The sequence below is a fragment of the Vibrio splendidus 12E03 genome, from assembly GCF_000272105.2.
Classification (GTDB): Bacteria; Pseudomonadota; Gammaproteobacteria; order Enterobacterales; family Vibrionaceae; genus Vibrio; species Vibrio splendidus_I.
In genome coordinates this window covers 1-15765 of sequence record NZ_AJZD02000097.1, presented here as the reverse complement: position 1 = coordinate 15765, position 15765 = coordinate 1, and the positions used below count along the sequence as shown (strand labels likewise).

The following is a 15765-nucleotide window of genomic DNA, read 5'->3' as shown; positions in this document are numbered from 1 at the left end:
TGCGCTACCAAGCTGCGCTATTCACCGAGATATCTAACTGGCTGATTGCCTGTCGATGGAGCGTATAATACGGATTCTGAATTTATCCGCAAGCGCTTTTTCTCATATTTATTGTGAATTCGAATCGTTCGAACAAAAGACATACAACAACGAGCATGATGTGACGAAAAACACACAGTTGCCAACAAGTATTTAACTTATGAAACAGGATTGATCCAGATCAGTGAATTGATAATGCTTGTTAATACACTAACCCATGTCATATAACTTTGAGGTATACACATGGACTTTTGGCTAGATCTCCTATTTGGTAATGCGGTGGGACTATCTTCAATGATAGTAATCTTCGGGGCTCTGGGTCTCATGATGTTTTATGGAGGCTTCTTCATCTACAAAGTTATGACTGACAAATCTCCTCACTAGAGTCGCTCAGCCTAAATCATTTGCTGTTAAGTATCATTTACTTGATAAGTAAACGTTAAAACGCTTTGCACCGGAGCTGACTTCTCTTGTCTCCTCCGGTTTTTTCATTTTTAAACCCTGCCCCAACTTAGGTATACTTAACCTATCCTTCTCTAACTTGAGATGCACACTATGTCTCATGATGACGATTTAGATCTATTCCAAGAAATGATGGGCGATGTGAAACGTATCGACCATGACACCGCTGAACACCAGAAAGTACACCGCGTAACGGAATCTCAGCTAGCCAAGCGTGAAGCCGCAATGTGGCTGTCTGATGACGAGAAAGATTACCTCTCGCTCGACTACTCTCCGATGGTGAAGCCAGATGATGTTATCGCCTATAAGAAAGATGGCGTTCAAGAAGGCGTATACAAAAAGCTACGTCTAGGTAAGTACCCTATTCAAGCCAAGCTTGACCTGCATAGAAAAACACTCAAAGACGCACGTAATGAAGTGCTTTCATTTTTGCGTCAATGTCTAAGGATGGATGTTCGTACCGTCATCATTGTTCATGGCAAAGGTGAACGTTCGAATCCACCAGCGATGATGAAAAGCTACGTGGCAAATTGGCTAACACAAATTAACGATGTCCAATGTGTGCATTCGGCGCAACAATTTCATGGTGGAACCGGCGCGGTCTACGTCATGTTGAGAAAGAGCAATGACAAGAAGCTCGAAAACAGAGAGCGACACCAGAAGCGATCAAGTTAGTACCAGTTGTATTGATAACCTCGACGACACGCTCATTGCCATTCCAATTTGCTAGACAATAGATATTTAGTGCCGAAGTAGACACTAGGTGCTAAAATTGTCGTCAGTTAACGAATTCAAACGTAAAAGCAACTGCCCTGTAGTTGCTTTTTGTTTATCTAAATTTCCGTTGTGAAACGCTAAGAGAATATCATGTCACAAGAATCCCAAGCTAAACGCCTTAATAAGTACATCAGTGAAACTGGTTTTTGCTCACGCCGCGAAGCCGACAAACTCATTGATGCTGGCCGAGTTACTATCAATGGTAAGATCCCAGAGATGGGTACGAAAGTAATGCCAGGTGATGACGTTGAGATCGACAACAAGCCTGTTCGTTCGAAAGAAAAGCCTATCTACATTGCCCTGAATAAGCCGACCGGTATTACTTGTACTACTGAGCGAGATATTCCAGGCAACATCGTTGACTTTATTGGTCACCATAAGCGTATTTTCCCAATTGGTCGCCTTGATAAACCGTCTGACGGTCTTATCTTCCTGACCAATGATGGCGACATCGTAAACAAGATTCTTCGTGCGGGTAACAACCACGAAAAAGAGTACGTGGTTCGTGTCGACAAGCCGATTACGGGTGAGTTCTTACAGAAAATGGCAGCGGGTGTTCCTATTCTGGATACGGTGACTTTGCCATGTAAAGTAGAGAAAGAGACTAAGTTCTCTTTCCGAATCACACTAACGCAAGGCCTTAACCGCCAAATCCGTCGTATGTGTGAAGCACTTGGTTATGAAGTTTTCAAACTGCGCCGTGTACGTATCATGAACATCTCTTTAGACGGCATTCCAAATGGCAAATGGCGCTACCTGAGCGACGAAGAGATCACTGAAATCTTAGCGATGTGTGAAGGTTCAGTAAGTACTGAAGATGCGTCAAAAATGAACGCGAAAGGCCAACGCATTCGCAAAGCGACAGACGCTAAACTTTTTGATAGCCGTGAAGAGAACCAAACCTCAACAGCGCGCCGTAACCAAAAAGAGAACCGTACTCGCACCTACCGCGGTAACAATGCCGATGAATTCCGTCATGCGCCTAATTCAAAGCGTGGTCGTAACTCATCGAATAATGAAAGCGGCGGCAATACCGAGAACTGGAAATCGAACTCTCGTTCAGAGCGTTCTAATTCAGATAGAAACAGCTCGGATCGCAATAGTACAGACTGCAATAACAACGATCGTAGAGGCGGTAAACCAACAAACCGTAGCCAAGAATCAAACAGACCAAACAAACCAGCACCTAAGCGCGTTGGTGGTACCTTAGGTCTTAAGAAATAATATTTACTCTCTAATACAGAAACGCCCGCTAGGTTATCTTAGTGGGCGTTTTTTGTTGTTGGCTAAGTCAAAACTAGGTACGAAGACGGTATTTAGCTCGACAGATTAATGGCTTTTATTATCGCCCGTCAGCTACAAACACAAATCAGTAAACTGAGCTCGGGTAAGCAAGGCTAAGTCCTTTGGATCTAGCTCGATTTCCAAGCCCCTCTTTCCTGCGCTCACACATATCGTTTCAAAATCCGTCGCACTGGAGTGTACAAAGGTAGGCAATGCTTTCTTTTGACCAAGCGGGCTGATTCCACCCACCACATAACCCGTGGTTTTCTGAGCAATATCTGGGTTGGCCATCTCTGCTTTTTTACCTTTCGCTGCTTTTGCTGCAAGCTTTAAGTTTAGCTTTTGGTCCACAGGAATAACCGCCACAGCCAAGTCTTTAGCCACACCGTTCAAACAGAACAAAAGCGTTTTGAACACGCGTTTAGGATTCTGACTAAGCGCTTCAACGGCTTCCAATCCATAGTTGGTATTGTTGGCATCGTGATGATACTGATGAACGCTATGAGCGATTTTCTTTTTCTTGGCGAGATTGATGGCTGGGGTCATAACAAATCCAAACGATAGATAAACAAAAAGCGACGCCGAGGCGTCGCTTTAGTTAAATTTATCATGGTGCTAGAGTCAATCTAATTCAGCACATAGTGATTAAATTTATTGGGTTCAATTACTTGTAAACCATTTGACCAGAAGGTGCGTACTTGTTCACGTCTACTGGGCTGTTTGCTTCTAGGTACTCTTTCAGTACTTCTGCATCAACAAAACCAGTGTTTACGTAACCAGGGTGGTCAGACAGTTTAGGGTAACCGTCACCACCAGCAGCGTTAAAGCTTGGTACTGTGAAGCGGTATGTTTCATCTAAACGTAGCTGTTTACCACCGATGAATACATTCGATACTTCACCGTTTGCCACTGTCATTGAGATGCCAGCAAACTGTGCGTAAGCACCAGAATCGATTGGTTTAGTCGCAACTACATTTAGGTAATCTAGAACTTCTTTACCCGTCATGTCTGTGTAAGTCAGGATGTTTGCAAAAGGTTGTACTGTTAGTACGTCTTTGTAAGTTACATCACCGGCTTCAATTGAATCACGTACACCACCCGAGTTCATTACAGCGAAGTCTGCTTTTGCGCGTTCCATGTGAGAAGTCGCAATTAAACGACCTAGGTTAGTCTGTTGGAAACGAACAACGTTACGGTCACCTTCAAGCTTGCCATTAGTTTCAGCAATTTGAACTTCTAGCTGTGCTTGGCCTTGCTCTTGGAAAGGACGTAGGAACTCAAGTAGTTCTGGGTCTTGTGCGATTTCATCTTGAATAAAGACACGCTGTTTCTTACCGTCAATCTTAACTTTTTTCTTAAGGTTAACTGGAACAAGATTGTAGCTCACCATTTCTAGCTCGCCATTACGGAATTCGTAGTCAGCACGGCCTACGTATTTGCCCCACTCGTGAGCTTGAACGATGTAAGTACCGTTTTGAAGATCAGGCTTACACTCATCACCCGGCTTGAAGTTTTTCTTCGCAACGTTAGGGCCTTCCATACATACAGGCTCTTGAGAGTGACCACCAACGATCATGTCTAGGTCACCTTCATCTAGGTAACGTGCTAATGCCACATCACCCGGCGCGTTAACGCCACGCTGACCATTTTCGTAGTGGCCCATGTGAGTCACTGCGAAGATAAGATCTGGTTTTTCTGTTTCTTTAAGTTCAGCGATCAGTTGCTTCGCTTCTTCTTTAGGGTCACGGAAGTCGATACCAGCGATGAATTCAGGGTTACCAATCTTTTGGGTATCTTCAGTTGTTAAACCAATAACCGCAATCTTGATACCTTGCTTTTCGAACATCTCGTAAGCTTGGAACTTGCGCTCACCTGTCGCTTTATCGTAGATGTTCGCAGACAGCATTGGGAAGTTAGCCCAATCGATCTGCTTTTGTAGTACGTCTAGTGAGTTATCAAACTCGTGGTTACCCAATGCCATTGCATCGTAACCAATCTTGTTCATACCTTTGAAATCAGGTTCAGCATCTTGAAGATCTGACTCTGGCACACCTGTGTTGATGTCACCGCCAGATAGAAGCAACACGCTACCGCCTTCAGCTTCAACTTCCGCACGAAGTTGATCAATTAGCGTTTTACGCGCAGACATGCCGTATTCGCCGTATTTGTTCTGCCAGAAACGACCATGGTTATCGTTAGTGTGAAGAATAGTTAGCTTGTAAGTTTCGTCTTGGTTCCAATCATGGGTCGATTGAGACGCACAACCAGCTAAAGTAGCTAGGATTGCAGCACTTAGTGCTGTCTTTAGAATAAGGCGTTGCTTCATTGTCATACCTTTGAACTTTTTAGGGGAATCCACTGCTTCAACCGCTCTCATTTAGCCAGTGTCTACTTAAGAAACATCGTTAGAGAATGGTAAAACTTGAAGTAGTTTAAATTAAGACAGTAAACCTAACAGAGTGATTTCATATTTATGTAGGATAGATCACCTTAATCCGCTATCGAGTGTGTAACAAAGCGGCAAAGTTGCATTTGAGCAAATAAGTGATCACAGGCAAACGTTTTCATAATTTTTTAGATTATTTGTGATTTACTCAATCTAACGCCGTAATTAAGTGATCCTCGTTAAATTTATTTTATTATTCAAAGCCTTAAATGATACGTTATAACATTTCAAAATATGCATTAGCTTGGTTTGAACATGTCGAAATAACGTTAACTCACTTAGCAATAGGTACAAAAAAGCCGGCATTTGTGCCGGCTCTTAATTATTGCAATTCGACTATTTAATATCGATGTGCTCGAAGCCTTTGATAAGGTCATCAAGTGCTTTCATCTGCTTCAAGAACGGCTCTAGTTTATCTAGAGGCAGTGCCGATGGGCCGTCACAACGAGCTTGATCTGGATTAGGGTGAGCTTCGATAAACAGACCCGCAATACCTGTCGCAAGACCCGCTTTTGCAAGTTCAACCGTTTGCTCGCGACGACCGCCAGATGCAGCACCTGAAGGGTCGCGCATTTGTAGAGAGTGCGTCACGTCGAAGATGATTGGGCTGCCGTTTGAAGACTTCTTCATAACGCCAAAACCAAGCATATCCACAACAAGGTTGTCGTAACCCATACAAGCGCCACGTTCACATAAGATGATATTGTCATTGCCACACTCAGCAAACTTATCAACGATGTTGCCAACTTGGTTCGGGCTCATGAACTGAGGCTTCTTCACGTTGATTACAGCGCCAGTCTTCGCCATCGCTTCAACTAGGTCAGTTTGACGAGCTAGAAATGCTGGAAGCTGGATAACATCAACTACATCTGCCACTGGCTGAGCTTGTGCTTCAGTATGAACATCAGTGATGATCTTCACGCCGAATGTGTCTTTTAGCTCTTGGAAGATTTTAAGACCTTCTTCCATACCTGGACCACGGTACGAGTGAACAGAGCTGCGGTTCGCTTTATCGAAAGACGCCTTAAATACATAAGGGATACCCAGCTTCTCTGTTACTTTCACATAGTGCTCACAGATCTGCATTGCTAGATCGCGAGATTCAAGAACGTTCATGCCTGCAAATAGCGTAAATGGCTTGTCGTTAGCAATTGGCATGTCGCCAATGTGAACTGTTTTCTGTTCCATCATATTCTCTCTAAATAATTATTAATTAGTGAACGACCACTGTCTTTTCGTTCATGACGTTCACTTGAGATTTCAGTAACTCAGATGCAGGGTCATCTGGGCATTGGTCGATAAAATATTGATAATCCGTTGCTGCTACTTGGTGGCAGTCTAACTGTTGATAGATAAATCCACGATCGCGGATTTCATACGGGTCATCCGGTACAAACGTTAATGCTAGGTCAGTACATTTCAATGCAAGCGTATAACGCTCTTCTCTTAGCAGTGCACTCTTAAGCAGTGCTAGCCACTTACCAATAATGGTTGGGTGGTCGGCCACTTCTAAATGCTCCGCTTTAAGCTTAGCTAATGGGCCATCATGTCCAATCAGCCATGCACGCAGGGTTTGCTCGCCAACATACTCACCGTTGTAAGGGTTGATATAGACAGCAGCCTGCCCGTACCAGCTCACTTTAAGCAAGAACTGAGTAGGGAAAGATACACCTTCTACAGGAAAGCCTAGCTTGCGACCTAGAAAAAGAAAGATCGCACCAAGGCTTACTGGAATGCCTTTCTTTCTCTCAAGCACTTTATCAATGAATGCGTTTTCTGAAGAGAAGTACGCATCTTTATCGCCAGCGAAGCCCCACTCGTAGAAGAATAGTCGAATAAAAGACTCAAACTTCTGTTGTTCGTCGGTTTCATGAACCAAAGCAAATTCAGCTTCTTTAAACAATCTTGCCAGCTCTTGCTCAGCCCAACTGTCTTGAGTCTCTGGGTTAATCGCTTTATTTAAGATCAATGCACCTTCAGCTAATTCTAGCTGGTCAAAGTCTTCATCAAAAAATTCGTACATAGATAGTTAACCGAAAATAAGGAGATAATTAACCGAAAAATGTTGGCGTCTTGGTCATTGCGATTTTGCCTGCCATTGCTAACCAGCCAAGTGCACCGAAGAAAGAGAAAACTCTCAATAGCTTGTTCTTACCTAGCTTAAGTGCAAAGAAGCCCAATGCAATGTAAGCCATAACACAGGTTAGTTTTTCAGTTAACCATGGTGCTGCAGGTGTAAATGGAATAAAGCCAGTGATAAAAATCAAACCAATACCCGATAGCAGTAGCAACGAATCATTGATATGAGGAAAACGCTGCAAGAAAGGATGCTTAAGCTTTGGAGAGTTAGCCATCATAAGAGCGAAACGAATCGAAAGCAGCAGTGCGCTTATCGCAATCGTTAGTAAGTGAAAATGTTTTAAACCTTCGTACATGGTATTCCTTTATATTTTGATATGTGCTTTCGTTAACACGAGCCACACAATACCCGTTAATGCTCTGTATTTCTGCGTTAAATGCATCATCGGGTGAAATGTATTGTCGGGTTAAAGGTATAAATTTAGCAAGTTCATCATCTATTGCTCACAAGACGATTAACCGCAGCCGATGGACAGTCACTATCTATGAACAGTCACTAACTATGAACAGTAACGACCCAATGTCACTCGCTCATTACCACCGTAATCTTTCTCTGTGACAACATCCAGATAACCGAGCGCCTGCATAATCTCACGAACTGCCAAACCTTGGTCATAGCCGTGTTCAAATGCTAACCAACCTTCATTTTCCAAAAAGCCGCGAGCGTTTTCAGAAATGTATCGGATATCTGCAAGCCCTTTCTCCTCAGCAACCAGTGCTGTGATTGGCTCAAAACGCACATCGCCTTGAGACAAATGAGGATCATTCTTCTCAATGTATGGCGGGTTAGAAACAATCAGAGAGAACTTCACAGTTTCTTCAGAGCTCAAAGGCTCAAACCAACTGCCGTGCAAAAAAGTCGCATTGGTGATATTGAGACGTTGTGCATTCTCTGTAGCAAGCTGCTGCGCTTCAGGGCGAAGATCAATACCCGTTACCTGTCGATTCGGCATCTCAGACGCCAATGCTAACGCGATAGCACCTGTACCTGTCCCTAAATCGAGAATCGCGCCTTGCTTGCCATAGGTTTTATCCAACGCTACTTCAACCAAACGCTCGGTATCTGGGCGTGGGATTAATGTAGAAGGGGAAACTTTTAACGGCAGTGACCAAAACTCACGCTCACCGATAATGTAAGCCACAGGCTCACCTGTTAAGCGACGTTTTAGAAGGGCGTTGAATTCAGACTCTTGCTCTGAGGTGAGGTGCTTCTCAGGCCAAGTCAGTAGGTAAGATCTTGGTTTATCTAAGGCGTGACAAAGCAGTACCGCTGCATCAATGGAGGGTGATGTGTTATCACCCTCTTGAAGCTTTACGATTGCTGCTTTTAAAGCACTTTCAACCGTATATGCTGACTGCATACGGGTTAGTTGTTCTCTGCAAGTGCAGCAAGCTGATCGGCTTGGTGCTCTTGAAGTACAGGATCAAGCAAGCTTTGCATGTCACCTTCAAGTACTTCGTTAAGACGGTAAATTGTAAGGTTGATACGGTGATCAGAAACACGACCTTGTGGGTAGTTGTACGTGCGAATACGGTCACTACGGTCACCCGAACCTAGTAGGTTACGACGTGTATCAGAAACCGCTGCTGCACGGCGCTCTTCTTCTGCTTGAACAATACGAGCAGCAAGAACAGCCATCGCTTTCGCTTTATTTTTATGCTGAGAACGCTCGTCCTGACACTCTACTACTGTACCCGTTGGTAAGTGAGTAATACGGATTGCTGAATCCGTGGTGTTAACGTGCTGACCACCTGCGCCTGATGCACGGAAAGTATCAATTTTAAGGTCGCCCGCTTTGATTTCAGGAAGATCCGCTTCTGGGATTTCAGGCATAACAGCAACCGTACATGCTGACGTGTGAACACGGCCTTGAGATTCAGTTTCAGGTACACGTTGTACACGGTGACCGCCTGACTCAAACTTCATTGTGCCGTAAACAGCATCACCACTAACTTTAGCGATCATCTCTTTGTAGCCGCCTTGTTCAGAAGCATTGCTGCTCATGATTTCAACGCGCCAACCTTTCTTCTCGGCAAACTTAGAGTACATACGGAACAAGTTGCCCGCGAAAATACCCGCTTCATCACCGCCCGCGCCTGCACGGATTTCAAGGAAACAGTTACGCTCATCGTTTGGATCTTTTGGAATCAGAAGAATCTGTAGCTCATCAGTCAAACGTTCAATTGCCGCTTTTGCGTCTTTGATTTCGTCTTGAGCCATTTCACGCATTTCAGCGTCATCTTCGTTTGCCATCTCTTCAGCAGCTTCTAGATCTTCTTGAGCTTGCTGGTATGACTGGAAGCAAGCCGTCACTTCTTCTAATTGAGAGTACTCTTTAGAAAGTGCACGGAATTTGTCTTGATTCCCGATTACATCTGGATCACCAAGTAGATGTTGAACTTCTTCATAGCGTTCAACAAGTGTTTCAAGCTTTACTAGAATCGAGGCTTTCATAATGTCTTATTCTGTTGGAGGTCTAATATTATTGAGGGTTTTCTAAGCCCAAACTCTGTCTAATGACCATTAATTTTGCAGGTTCTCCTTGCTCAGCTGCACTTTGAAGTGCGCGCGTTGGAGCATGGATCAATTTGTTTGTGAGCTTATTACTTAGCTCAAGTAAGACTTTTTCAGGGTCACCGCCAGCGGCAAGTGATTGTAAACTCTTACTTAATAATTCTTCTCGGATTTCGTTGGCCGATTTACGATAGTCACGAATACTGTCTACAGCTTGCAGTGAACGCATCCAACTCATGAATGCCGCACTTTCTTCGCTAACGATTGCTTCCGCTTGAATCGCTTCCACTTTGCGTTGTTCAATGTTGCCATCAACAATCGACTGCAGATCATCCACTGAATAAAGGTAGGCGTCATTCAATTCACCAACCTGAGATTCCACATCACGCGGAACCGCAATATCAACCAGCAACATAGGTTGATGTTTTCTTGTTTTCAGTGCAGTTTCCACCATGCCTTTACCAATGATAGGTAACGGACTTGCGGTTGAGCTGATCACGATATCCGCTCGATGCAGGTGATCAGGGATCTCATTGAGGCTGATCACTTCAGCACCAAACTCTTCAGCCAGCCCTAAAGCACGCTCACGTGTTCGGTTAGCCACAATCATCTTGGTACAGCCATTCGCTGAAAGATGCTTAGCCACCAACTCAATGGTTTCACCCGCACCCACCAATAACACAGTTGAATCGGCAATCGACTCAAAGATGTGCTTGGCTAACGTGCAAGCTGCGTAAGCAACCGAAACCGCGCTTCCGCCGATCTCCGTTTCAGTTCGAACACGCTTCGCGACAGAGAATGATTTCTGGAACAGCTTTTCCATTGAAGCATCAACAGATTTGTTCTCTCGCGAGTCTGTATAAGCTTGCTTCACCTGACCTAAGATCTGTGGTTCACCCAATACCAAAGAGTCCAAGCCACAAGCTACGCGCATTAAATGTTTAATCGCCGCCTGCTCTTCATGGACATAAATGCTCGGTTTTAGCTCTTCAGGGCTCACTTGATGGAAAACGGACAACCAATCGATGAGCTTGTTTTTTGCCACGCCTTTGACGTCACAATACAATTCAGTTCGATTACAGGTAGAAAGTATGACACTTCCATTTACGTGTGCATTCGCGTTAAGTTGCTTGAGTGCCTCAGATAATTTATCTGGACCAAAAGCAACTTTTTCTCGCAATTCAACCGACGCTGTATTGTGATTGATACCTACGGCAAGCAAAGACATGTATCAGAAGTTCTCGATCAGGGAATGGAAACAAGGGGCGAATTTTACTTGATGCATGGCTCTATTTAAAGAGCAAGCGGGATTTGTTTTCCTGACTTCGTGAATTCAATGCTATAGTTGAAGCGTTTTTTAGATAAATTTGAACAAGTTGTGAGCAAATATGAGCAAGCTTCTCAAAATCACGTCTCTTATTTTTATGGCCATAATTATGGTGGGTTGCTCGTCTACCCCAGAACAACCGACCAGCGTTGAATGGCAAAGTCATCAAGATCGGCTTTTACAGATAGAAAACTATCAAGCCTCAGGCAAGCTCGCTTACATTTCCCCGGAGCAACGCCAAAGCCTAAATTTCATTTGGAAGCATTCACCAAATCAAAGTCAATTAAGGCTTACGACTTTTCTCGGTCAAACTGCATTGAACCTAACCATAGATCCATCGGGTGCAAAAGTCGTGACGTATGATGATCAAGTATTTACTCATGCGAGTGCTTCAGTCTTGGTTGAGCAGCTGACAGGCTTACAGATCCCTATTGATCATTTACCACAATGGTTCCTTGGCATTCCAGACCAAGCCGATAACTACCAATTGAACACCACCAACACGCTTGAATCTCTCACCAAACAAGTCAGCAACCAACTATGGACACTGAGTTTTGCTAACTATCGCAATACAGAGATTCCGAATAAGCAACTATCGGATGAAGACAACACTAAGGTAGAGACAATCCCACTCCCTACTCGATTGTCATTCAAGCAAGACAATAACAAAATCAACATTGTAGTTTCGAAGTGGACACTGAAAAAATGATAACAACGCCAACCCATTGGCCTTCTCCGGCTAAACTGAATTTATTTCTCTATATCACTGGTCGACGTGACAATGGCTATCACGAACTTCAAACTTTATTTCAGTTTGTCGATTTTGGTGATGAACTGACGGTGACCGCAAACTCAGAAACTAACTCAATAACAATCACACCAGAAATTCCTGGGGTAGCACTTGAAGACAACCTGATCTGGAAAGCCGCTACTGCGCTACAGCAATATACCTCAACCTGTTTCGGTGCCGATATTGAACTCAAGAAAGTACTGCCTATGGGTGGCGGTATTGGCGGAGGCTCTTCAAATGCAGCAACCGTATTGGTCGCTCTGAATTATTTATGGCAACTCAACCTGTCAGACGATCAACTCGCCGAGATCGGTTTGAAGCTTGGTGCTGACGTTCCTGTCTTCGTTCGAGGCCACGCCGCCTTTGCTGAAGGGGTTGGAGAACAGCTACAGCCCGCTAATCCGGATGAAAAATGGTATCTTGTGGTTAAGCCTCAAGTGAGCATAGCAACTGTAGACATATTCACACATTCAGAATTAACTCGAAACACGCCAAAGCGAGCGCTATCAACGCTTCTAGAGCAAGAATACGTAAACGATTGCGAAAAAATTGTGCGAATGCTGTACCCAGAGGTTGATAAGCAACTTTCATGGCTGCTACAATACGCGCCGTCGAGATTGACTGGCACAGGTTCGTGCGTTTTTGCTGAATTTAACAGCAAAAAAGAAGCCGAATTGGTGCGAGAACAACTGCCTGACACAGTTTCCGCTTTCGTAGCGAAAGGAAGAAACATTTCTCCTTTAAAAGAAACTCTGGCTGAATACCAATCAGCCCACCCACAATCTATTTAAAACTGGACGCAACCCGAGGTTTCCACCGTGCCTGATATGAAGCTATTTGCTGGTAACGCAACACCTGAACTAGCCCAACGTATTGCTGATCGTCTATACATCTCTCTTGGCGATGCTACTGTAGACCGTTTTTCTGATGGCGAAGTCGCTGTTCAAATCAATGAAAACGTTCGTGGTAGCGATGTATTCCTGATTCAATCAACTTGTGCACCAACCAATGACAACCTTATGGAATTGGTGGTAATGATTGACGCAATGCGCCGTGCTTCTGCTGGCCGTATTACTGCTGTAATCCCTTACTTCGGTTATGCCCGTCAAGATCGTCGTGTACGTTCTGCTCGTGTGCCAATTACTGCAAAAGTTGTTGCAGACTTCCTTTCTAACGTTGGCGTTGACCGCGTTCTTACTATCGACCTACACGCAGAGCAAATCCAAGGCTTCTTCGATGTACCTGTTGATAACATCTTCGGCACTCCAGTTCTTCTAGAAGACATGGCTAACCGTGGCCTAGAAAACCCAGTTGTGGTTTCTCCAGACCTTGGTGGTGTTGTACGTGCTCGTGCAACGGCTAAAGCGCTAGGTGATGTTGACATCGCTATCGTTGATAAGCGTCGTCCACGTGCTAACGTTTCTGAAGTAATGAACCTAATCGGTGATGTTGAAGGCCGTGACTGTGTTATCGTTGATGACATGATCGATACGGGTGGCACACTATGTAAAGCAGCTGAAGCGCTTAAAGAGCGCGGTGCTAAGCGTGTATTCGCTTACGCAACTCACGCTGTTTTCTCTGGTACTGCTGCGAACAACATCAAGAACTCTGTTCTAGACCAAGTTATCGTAACGGATTCTATTTCTCTATCTCCAGAGATGGCTGCGACTGGTAAAGTGACAACACTTAGCCTTTCTCGCATGCTTGCTGAAGCGATTCGTCGTATCAGCAACGAAGAATCAATCTCAGCGATGTTCAACTAATCAAAGCCCAATAGCTTTTTTTACAAAAGCTTGGTTTTAGAAACACGCGAGAGAAAGATATTAAGCACTTCAGTCAATGAAGTGCTTTTTTTATGTCTGAGTAATATTGCACTTCTAGTTATCACAAACAGGAATAATCGCGCAGCTATCAGCTAGCTCGCACCTTTTTCATAAACTGTGATATCATACGGCGCTTTTTGAAATCCCAAGAGAGATCCATACCTTGAGCCAACAAATAAAACTTCTCGTTGGACTGGCTAATCCAGGTCCAGAATACGCCAAAACTCGCCACAACGCGGGCGCTTGGGTAGTTGAAGAATTAGCGCGTGTACATAACGTGACACTAAAGAACGAACCAAAGTTCTTTGGCCTAACGGGTCGTATCATGGTTCACGGTGAAGATCTTCGTTTGCTGATCCCAACGACTTTTATGAACTTGTCAGGCAAAGCAGTTGCAGCCTTAGCAAAGTTCTACCAAATTAAACCAGAAGAGATCATGGTCGCTCACGATGAGTTAGATCTGCCTCCTGGTATTGGAAAGTTTAAAAAAGGTGGTGGTCATGGTGGACACAATGGTCTGAAAGACATCATCAGCAAGCAGGGTAACAATAAAGAATTCTATCGTCTTAGATTAGGCATTGGCCATCCAGGACACAAAGATAAAGTTGCAGGTTATGTATTAGGCAAAGCTCCTCAAAAAGAGCAAGAGTGTATCGAGGCCGTCGTTGACGAATCGGTTCGCAGCCTAGACATCTTATTAAAAGATGGCCTACCAAAAGCACAAAATCGCTTACATACGTTCAAAGCAGAATAAGGTTTATATCATGGGTTTTAAATGTGGCATCGTTGGTCTACCAAACGTTGGTAAGTCAACTCTGTTTAACGCACTGACTAAAGCAGGCATCGAAGCAGCAAACTTTCCATTTTGTACGATCGAACCAAACACAGGTATCGTTCCGGTTCCAGATCTACGCTTAGATGCATTAGCAAAAATTGTTAATCCACAGAAGATCCTTCCAACGACAATGGAATTCGTAGATATCGCGGGCCTAGTTGCTGGCGCATCTAAAGGTGAAGGTCTTGGTAACAAATTCCTAGCTAACATCCGTGAAACTGACGCTATCGGTCACGTTGTACGCTGCTTTGAAAATGAAAACATTGTTCACGTTGCTGGCAAAGTATCTCCAATCGAAGATATCGAAGTGATCAACCTTGAACTTGCACTGGCTGACTTAGACAGCTGTGAGCGTGCAATTCAACGTAACGCGAAGAAAGCGAAAGGCGGCGACAAAGACGCTAAATTCGAAATCACTGTACTAGAAAAGCTACTTCCAGTTCTAACTGAAGGTGGTATGGCGCGTACTGTTGAACTTGGCAAAGAAGAAGCGGCAGCAATCGGCTACCTAAACTTCCTAACACTTAAGCCAACAATGTACATCGCAAACGTCGCGGAAGATGGTTTTGAAAATAACCCATACCTAGACGCTGTTCGTGAATACGCAGAAAACGAAAACAACGTTGTTGTTGCTGTTTGTGCAGCAATCGAATCTGAGCTTTCTGAGCTTGATGACGAAGATCGCGAAGAGTTCCTTGCGGATATGGGTATCGAAGAACCAGGTCTTAACCGAGTGATCCGCTCTGGTTACGAACTACTGACTCTTCAAACTTACTTCACAGCTGGCGTTAAAGAAGTTCGCGCTTGGACAATCCCTGTAGGTGCAACTGCACCACAAGCAGCGGGTAAGATCCACACAGACTTCGAGAAAGGTTTCATCCGAGCTGAAGTTGTTGGATTCGATCACTTCATCGAATTTAACGGTGAGAGCGGTGCGAAAGACGCAGGTAAATGGCGCCTTGAAGGTAAAGAATACATCGTTAAAGATGGTGACGTAGTTCACTTCCGCTTCAACGTATAATTCTGATTAAACATCTAAAAAAAGGCCAGTGAATTCACTGGCCTTTTTGTTTTTCCCCTTTCTAAATTGCCCCTCATCAGAAACTTAACTTCCTATATATATCGCGTTTTAGACCTGTTTTTTGTCGACAAATACGCCTCTTTGCCTAAAAAGAAACCGAACAGATGTTTATTCGCGATTTATTCAAAAAAAAAGTTGACGGGTTTCGCTCAACTACGCATAATGCGCCCCGTTCACAACGAAGCGGCAACGTCTCGAAATGAACGACAATTTGGAAATGGCTACTTAGCTCAGTTGGTTAGAGCAC

Annotated in this window: 16 protein-coding genes; 8 read left to right on the top strand and 8 right to left on the bottom strand. The window is 44.1% G+C overall.

Annotation, left to right across the window (positions count from 1 at the left end):
• Positions 1–282: 282 nt before the first annotated feature.
• The 3 genes from A142_RS08575 (at position 283) to rluF (ending at position 2502) form a co-directional block, all read left to right on the top strand.
• Entirely contained in the window at positions 283–423 is a 141-nt protein-coding gene (locus A142_RS08575; RefSeq protein WP_004739790.1) for a DUF3149 domain-containing protein, read from the top strand.
• 171 nt (positions 424–594) lie between these two features.
• A complete protein-coding gene (smrA, locus tag A142_RS08570; RefSeq protein ID WP_029405392.1) occupies positions 595–1176 on the top strand; it encodes a DNA endonuclease SmrA in 582 nt (193 codons plus the stop codon).
• A 192-nt stretch (positions 1177–1368) separates the two neighbouring features.
• Complete coding sequence (gene rluF / locus A142_RS08565; protein ID WP_019821594.1) at positions 1369–2502, top strand: 23S rRNA pseudouridine(2604) synthase RluF; 1134 nt, start codon at positions 1369–1371, stop codon at positions 2500–2502.
• A 132-nt stretch (positions 2503–2634) separates the two neighbouring features.
• Here rluF and ybaK read toward each other — a convergent pair whose 3' ends face one another.
• The 8 genes from ybaK to hemA all read right to left on the bottom strand — a co-directional run bounded on the left by ybaK (position 2635) and on the right by hemA (position 10890).
• Positions 2635–3108, bottom strand: coding sequence for a Cys-tRNA(Pro) deacylase (ybaK, locus tag A142_RS08560; protein ID WP_019821593.1), 474 nt, complete (start codon positions 3106–3108; stop codon positions 2635–2637).
• Between the two features lie 118 nt (positions 3109–3226).
• A complete protein-coding gene (gene ushA, locus A142_RS08555; RefSeq protein WP_029405391.1) occupies positions 3227–4888 on the bottom strand; it encodes a bifunctional UDP-sugar hydrolase/5'-nucleotidase UshA in 1662 nt (553 codons plus the stop codon).
• A gap of 456 nt (positions 4889–5344) precedes the next feature.
• The gene (gene kdsA, locus A142_RS08550; protein WP_019821591.1) at positions 5345–6199 is read right to left on the bottom strand and encodes a 3-deoxy-8-phosphooctulonate synthase; all 855 of its coding nucleotides are present in this window, start codon (positions 6197–6199) and stop codon (positions 5345–5347) included.
• Positions 6200–6221: 22 nt separating this feature from the next.
• The gene (locus A142_RS08545) at positions 6222–7031 is read right to left on the bottom strand and encodes a SirB1 family protein (RefSeq protein ID WP_017632900.1); all 810 of its coding nucleotides are present in this window, start codon (positions 7029–7031) and stop codon (positions 6222–6224) included.
• 28 nt (positions 7032–7059) lie between these two features.
• Positions 7060–7443: a SirB2 family protein gene (locus A142_RS08540; protein ID WP_009848726.1), complete on the bottom strand. Its 384-nt coding sequence runs from the start codon at positions 7441–7443 to the stop codon at positions 7060–7062.
• Positions 7444–7647: 204 nt separating this feature from the next.
• On the bottom strand, positions 7648–8508 hold the full coding sequence (prmC, locus tag A142_RS08535) for a peptide chain release factor N(5)-glutamine methyltransferase (RefSeq protein WP_019821590.1): 861 nt from the start codon (positions 8506–8508) through the stop codon (positions 7648–7650).
• Between the two features lie 5 nt (positions 8509–8513).
• Complete coding sequence (prfA, locus tag A142_RS08530; RefSeq protein ID WP_019821589.1) at positions 8514–9602, bottom strand: peptide chain release factor 1; 1089 nt, start codon at positions 9600–9602, stop codon at positions 8514–8516.
• Between the two features lie 28 nt (positions 9603–9630).
• Positions 9631–10890 (bottom strand): glutamyl-tRNA reductase, encoded by a 1260-nt coding sequence (gene hemA, locus A142_RS08525; RefSeq protein ID WP_019821588.1) that lies wholly within the window; start codon positions 10888–10890, stop codon positions 9631–9633.
• 160 nt (positions 10891–11050) lie between these two features.
• Between hemA and lolB the strand changes: the two genes are divergently transcribed.
• From lolB to ychF, 5 genes are all read left to right on the top strand, one after another.
• Entirely contained in the window at positions 11051–11698 is a 648-nt protein-coding gene (gene lolB / locus A142_RS08520; RefSeq protein WP_019821587.1) for a lipoprotein insertase outer membrane protein LolB, read from the top strand.
• Positions 11695–12570, top strand: coding sequence for a 4-(cytidine 5'-diphospho)-2-C-methyl-D-erythritol kinase (gene ispE, locus A142_RS08515; RefSeq protein ID WP_032545398.1), 876 nt, complete (start codon positions 11695–11697; stop codon positions 12568–12570). Before lolB ends, ispE begins: the two co-directional genes overlap by 4 nt.
• 27 nt (positions 12571–12597) lie before the next feature.
• Positions 12598–13542, top strand: a complete 945-nt coding sequence (locus A142_RS08510) for a ribose-phosphate pyrophosphokinase (RefSeq protein WP_004739814.1) — start codon at positions 12598–12600, stop codon at positions 13540–13542.
• Positions 13543–13765: 223 nt separating this feature from the next.
• The gene (gene pth, locus A142_RS08505; RefSeq protein ID WP_004739815.1) at positions 13766–14356 is read left to right on the top strand and encodes an aminoacyl-tRNA hydrolase; all 591 of its coding nucleotides are present in this window, start codon (positions 13766–13768) and stop codon (positions 14354–14356) included.
• Between the two features lie 10 nt (positions 14357–14366).
• Positions 14367–15458, top strand: coding sequence for a redox-regulated ATPase YchF (gene ychF / locus A142_RS08500; protein WP_010439159.1), 1092 nt, complete (start codon positions 14367–14369; stop codon positions 15456–15458).
• The last annotated feature ends 307 nt before the right edge of the window (positions 15459–15765 follow it).

Excerpts from the sequence above, each read along its gene's own strand:
- hemA (WP_019821588.1), bottom strand. The coding sequence starts at position 10,890 with ATGTCTTTGCTTGCCGTAGGTATCAATCACAATACAGCGTCGGTTGAA.
- lolB (WP_019821587.1), top strand. The coding sequence starts at position 11,051 with ATGAGCAAGCTTCTCAAAATCACGTCTCTTATTTTTATGGCCATAATT.
- ispE (WP_032545398.1), top strand. The coding sequence starts at position 11,695 with ATGATAACAACGCCAACCCATTGGCCTTCTCCGGCTAAACTGAATTTA.
- kdsA (WP_019821591.1), bottom strand. The coding sequence starts at position 6,199 with ATGATGGAACAGAAAACAGTTCACATTGGCGACATGCCAATTGCTAAC.
- prfA (WP_019821589.1), bottom strand. The coding sequence starts at position 9,602 with ATGAAAGCCTCGATTCTAGTAAAGCTTGAAACACTTGTTGAACGCTAT.
- ychF (WP_010439159.1), top strand. The coding sequence starts at position 14,367 with ATGGGTTTTAAATGTGGCATCGTTGGTCTACCAAACGTTGGTAAGTCA.
- A142_RS08575 (WP_004739790.1), top strand. The coding sequence starts at position 283 with ATGGACTTTTGGCTAGATCTCCTATTTGGTAATGCGGTGGGACTATCT.
- rluF (WP_019821594.1), top strand. The coding sequence starts at position 1,369 with ATGTCACAAGAATCCCAAGCTAAACGCCTTAATAAGTACATCAGTGAA.
- ushA (WP_029405391.1), bottom strand. The coding sequence starts at position 4,888 with ATGAAGCAACGCCTTATTCTAAAGACAGCACTAAGTGCTGCAATCCTA.
- A142_RS08540 (WP_009848726.1), bottom strand. The coding sequence starts at position 7,443 with ATGTACGAAGGTTTAAAACATTTTCACTTACTAACGATTGCGATAAGC.
- prmC (WP_019821590.1), bottom strand. The coding sequence starts at position 8,508 with ATGCAGTCAGCATATACGGTTGAAAGTGCTTTAAAAGCAGCAATCGTA.
- ybaK (WP_019821593.1), bottom strand. The coding sequence starts at position 3,108 with ATGACCCCAGCCATCAATCTCGCCAAGAAAAAGAAAATCGCTCATAGC.
- A142_RS08545 (WP_017632900.1), bottom strand. The coding sequence starts at position 7,031 with ATGTACGAATTTTTTGATGAAGACTTTGACCAGCTAGAATTAGCTGAA.
- smrA (WP_029405392.1), top strand. The coding sequence starts at position 595 with ATGTCTCATGATGACGATTTAGATCTATTCCAAGAAATGATGGGCGAT.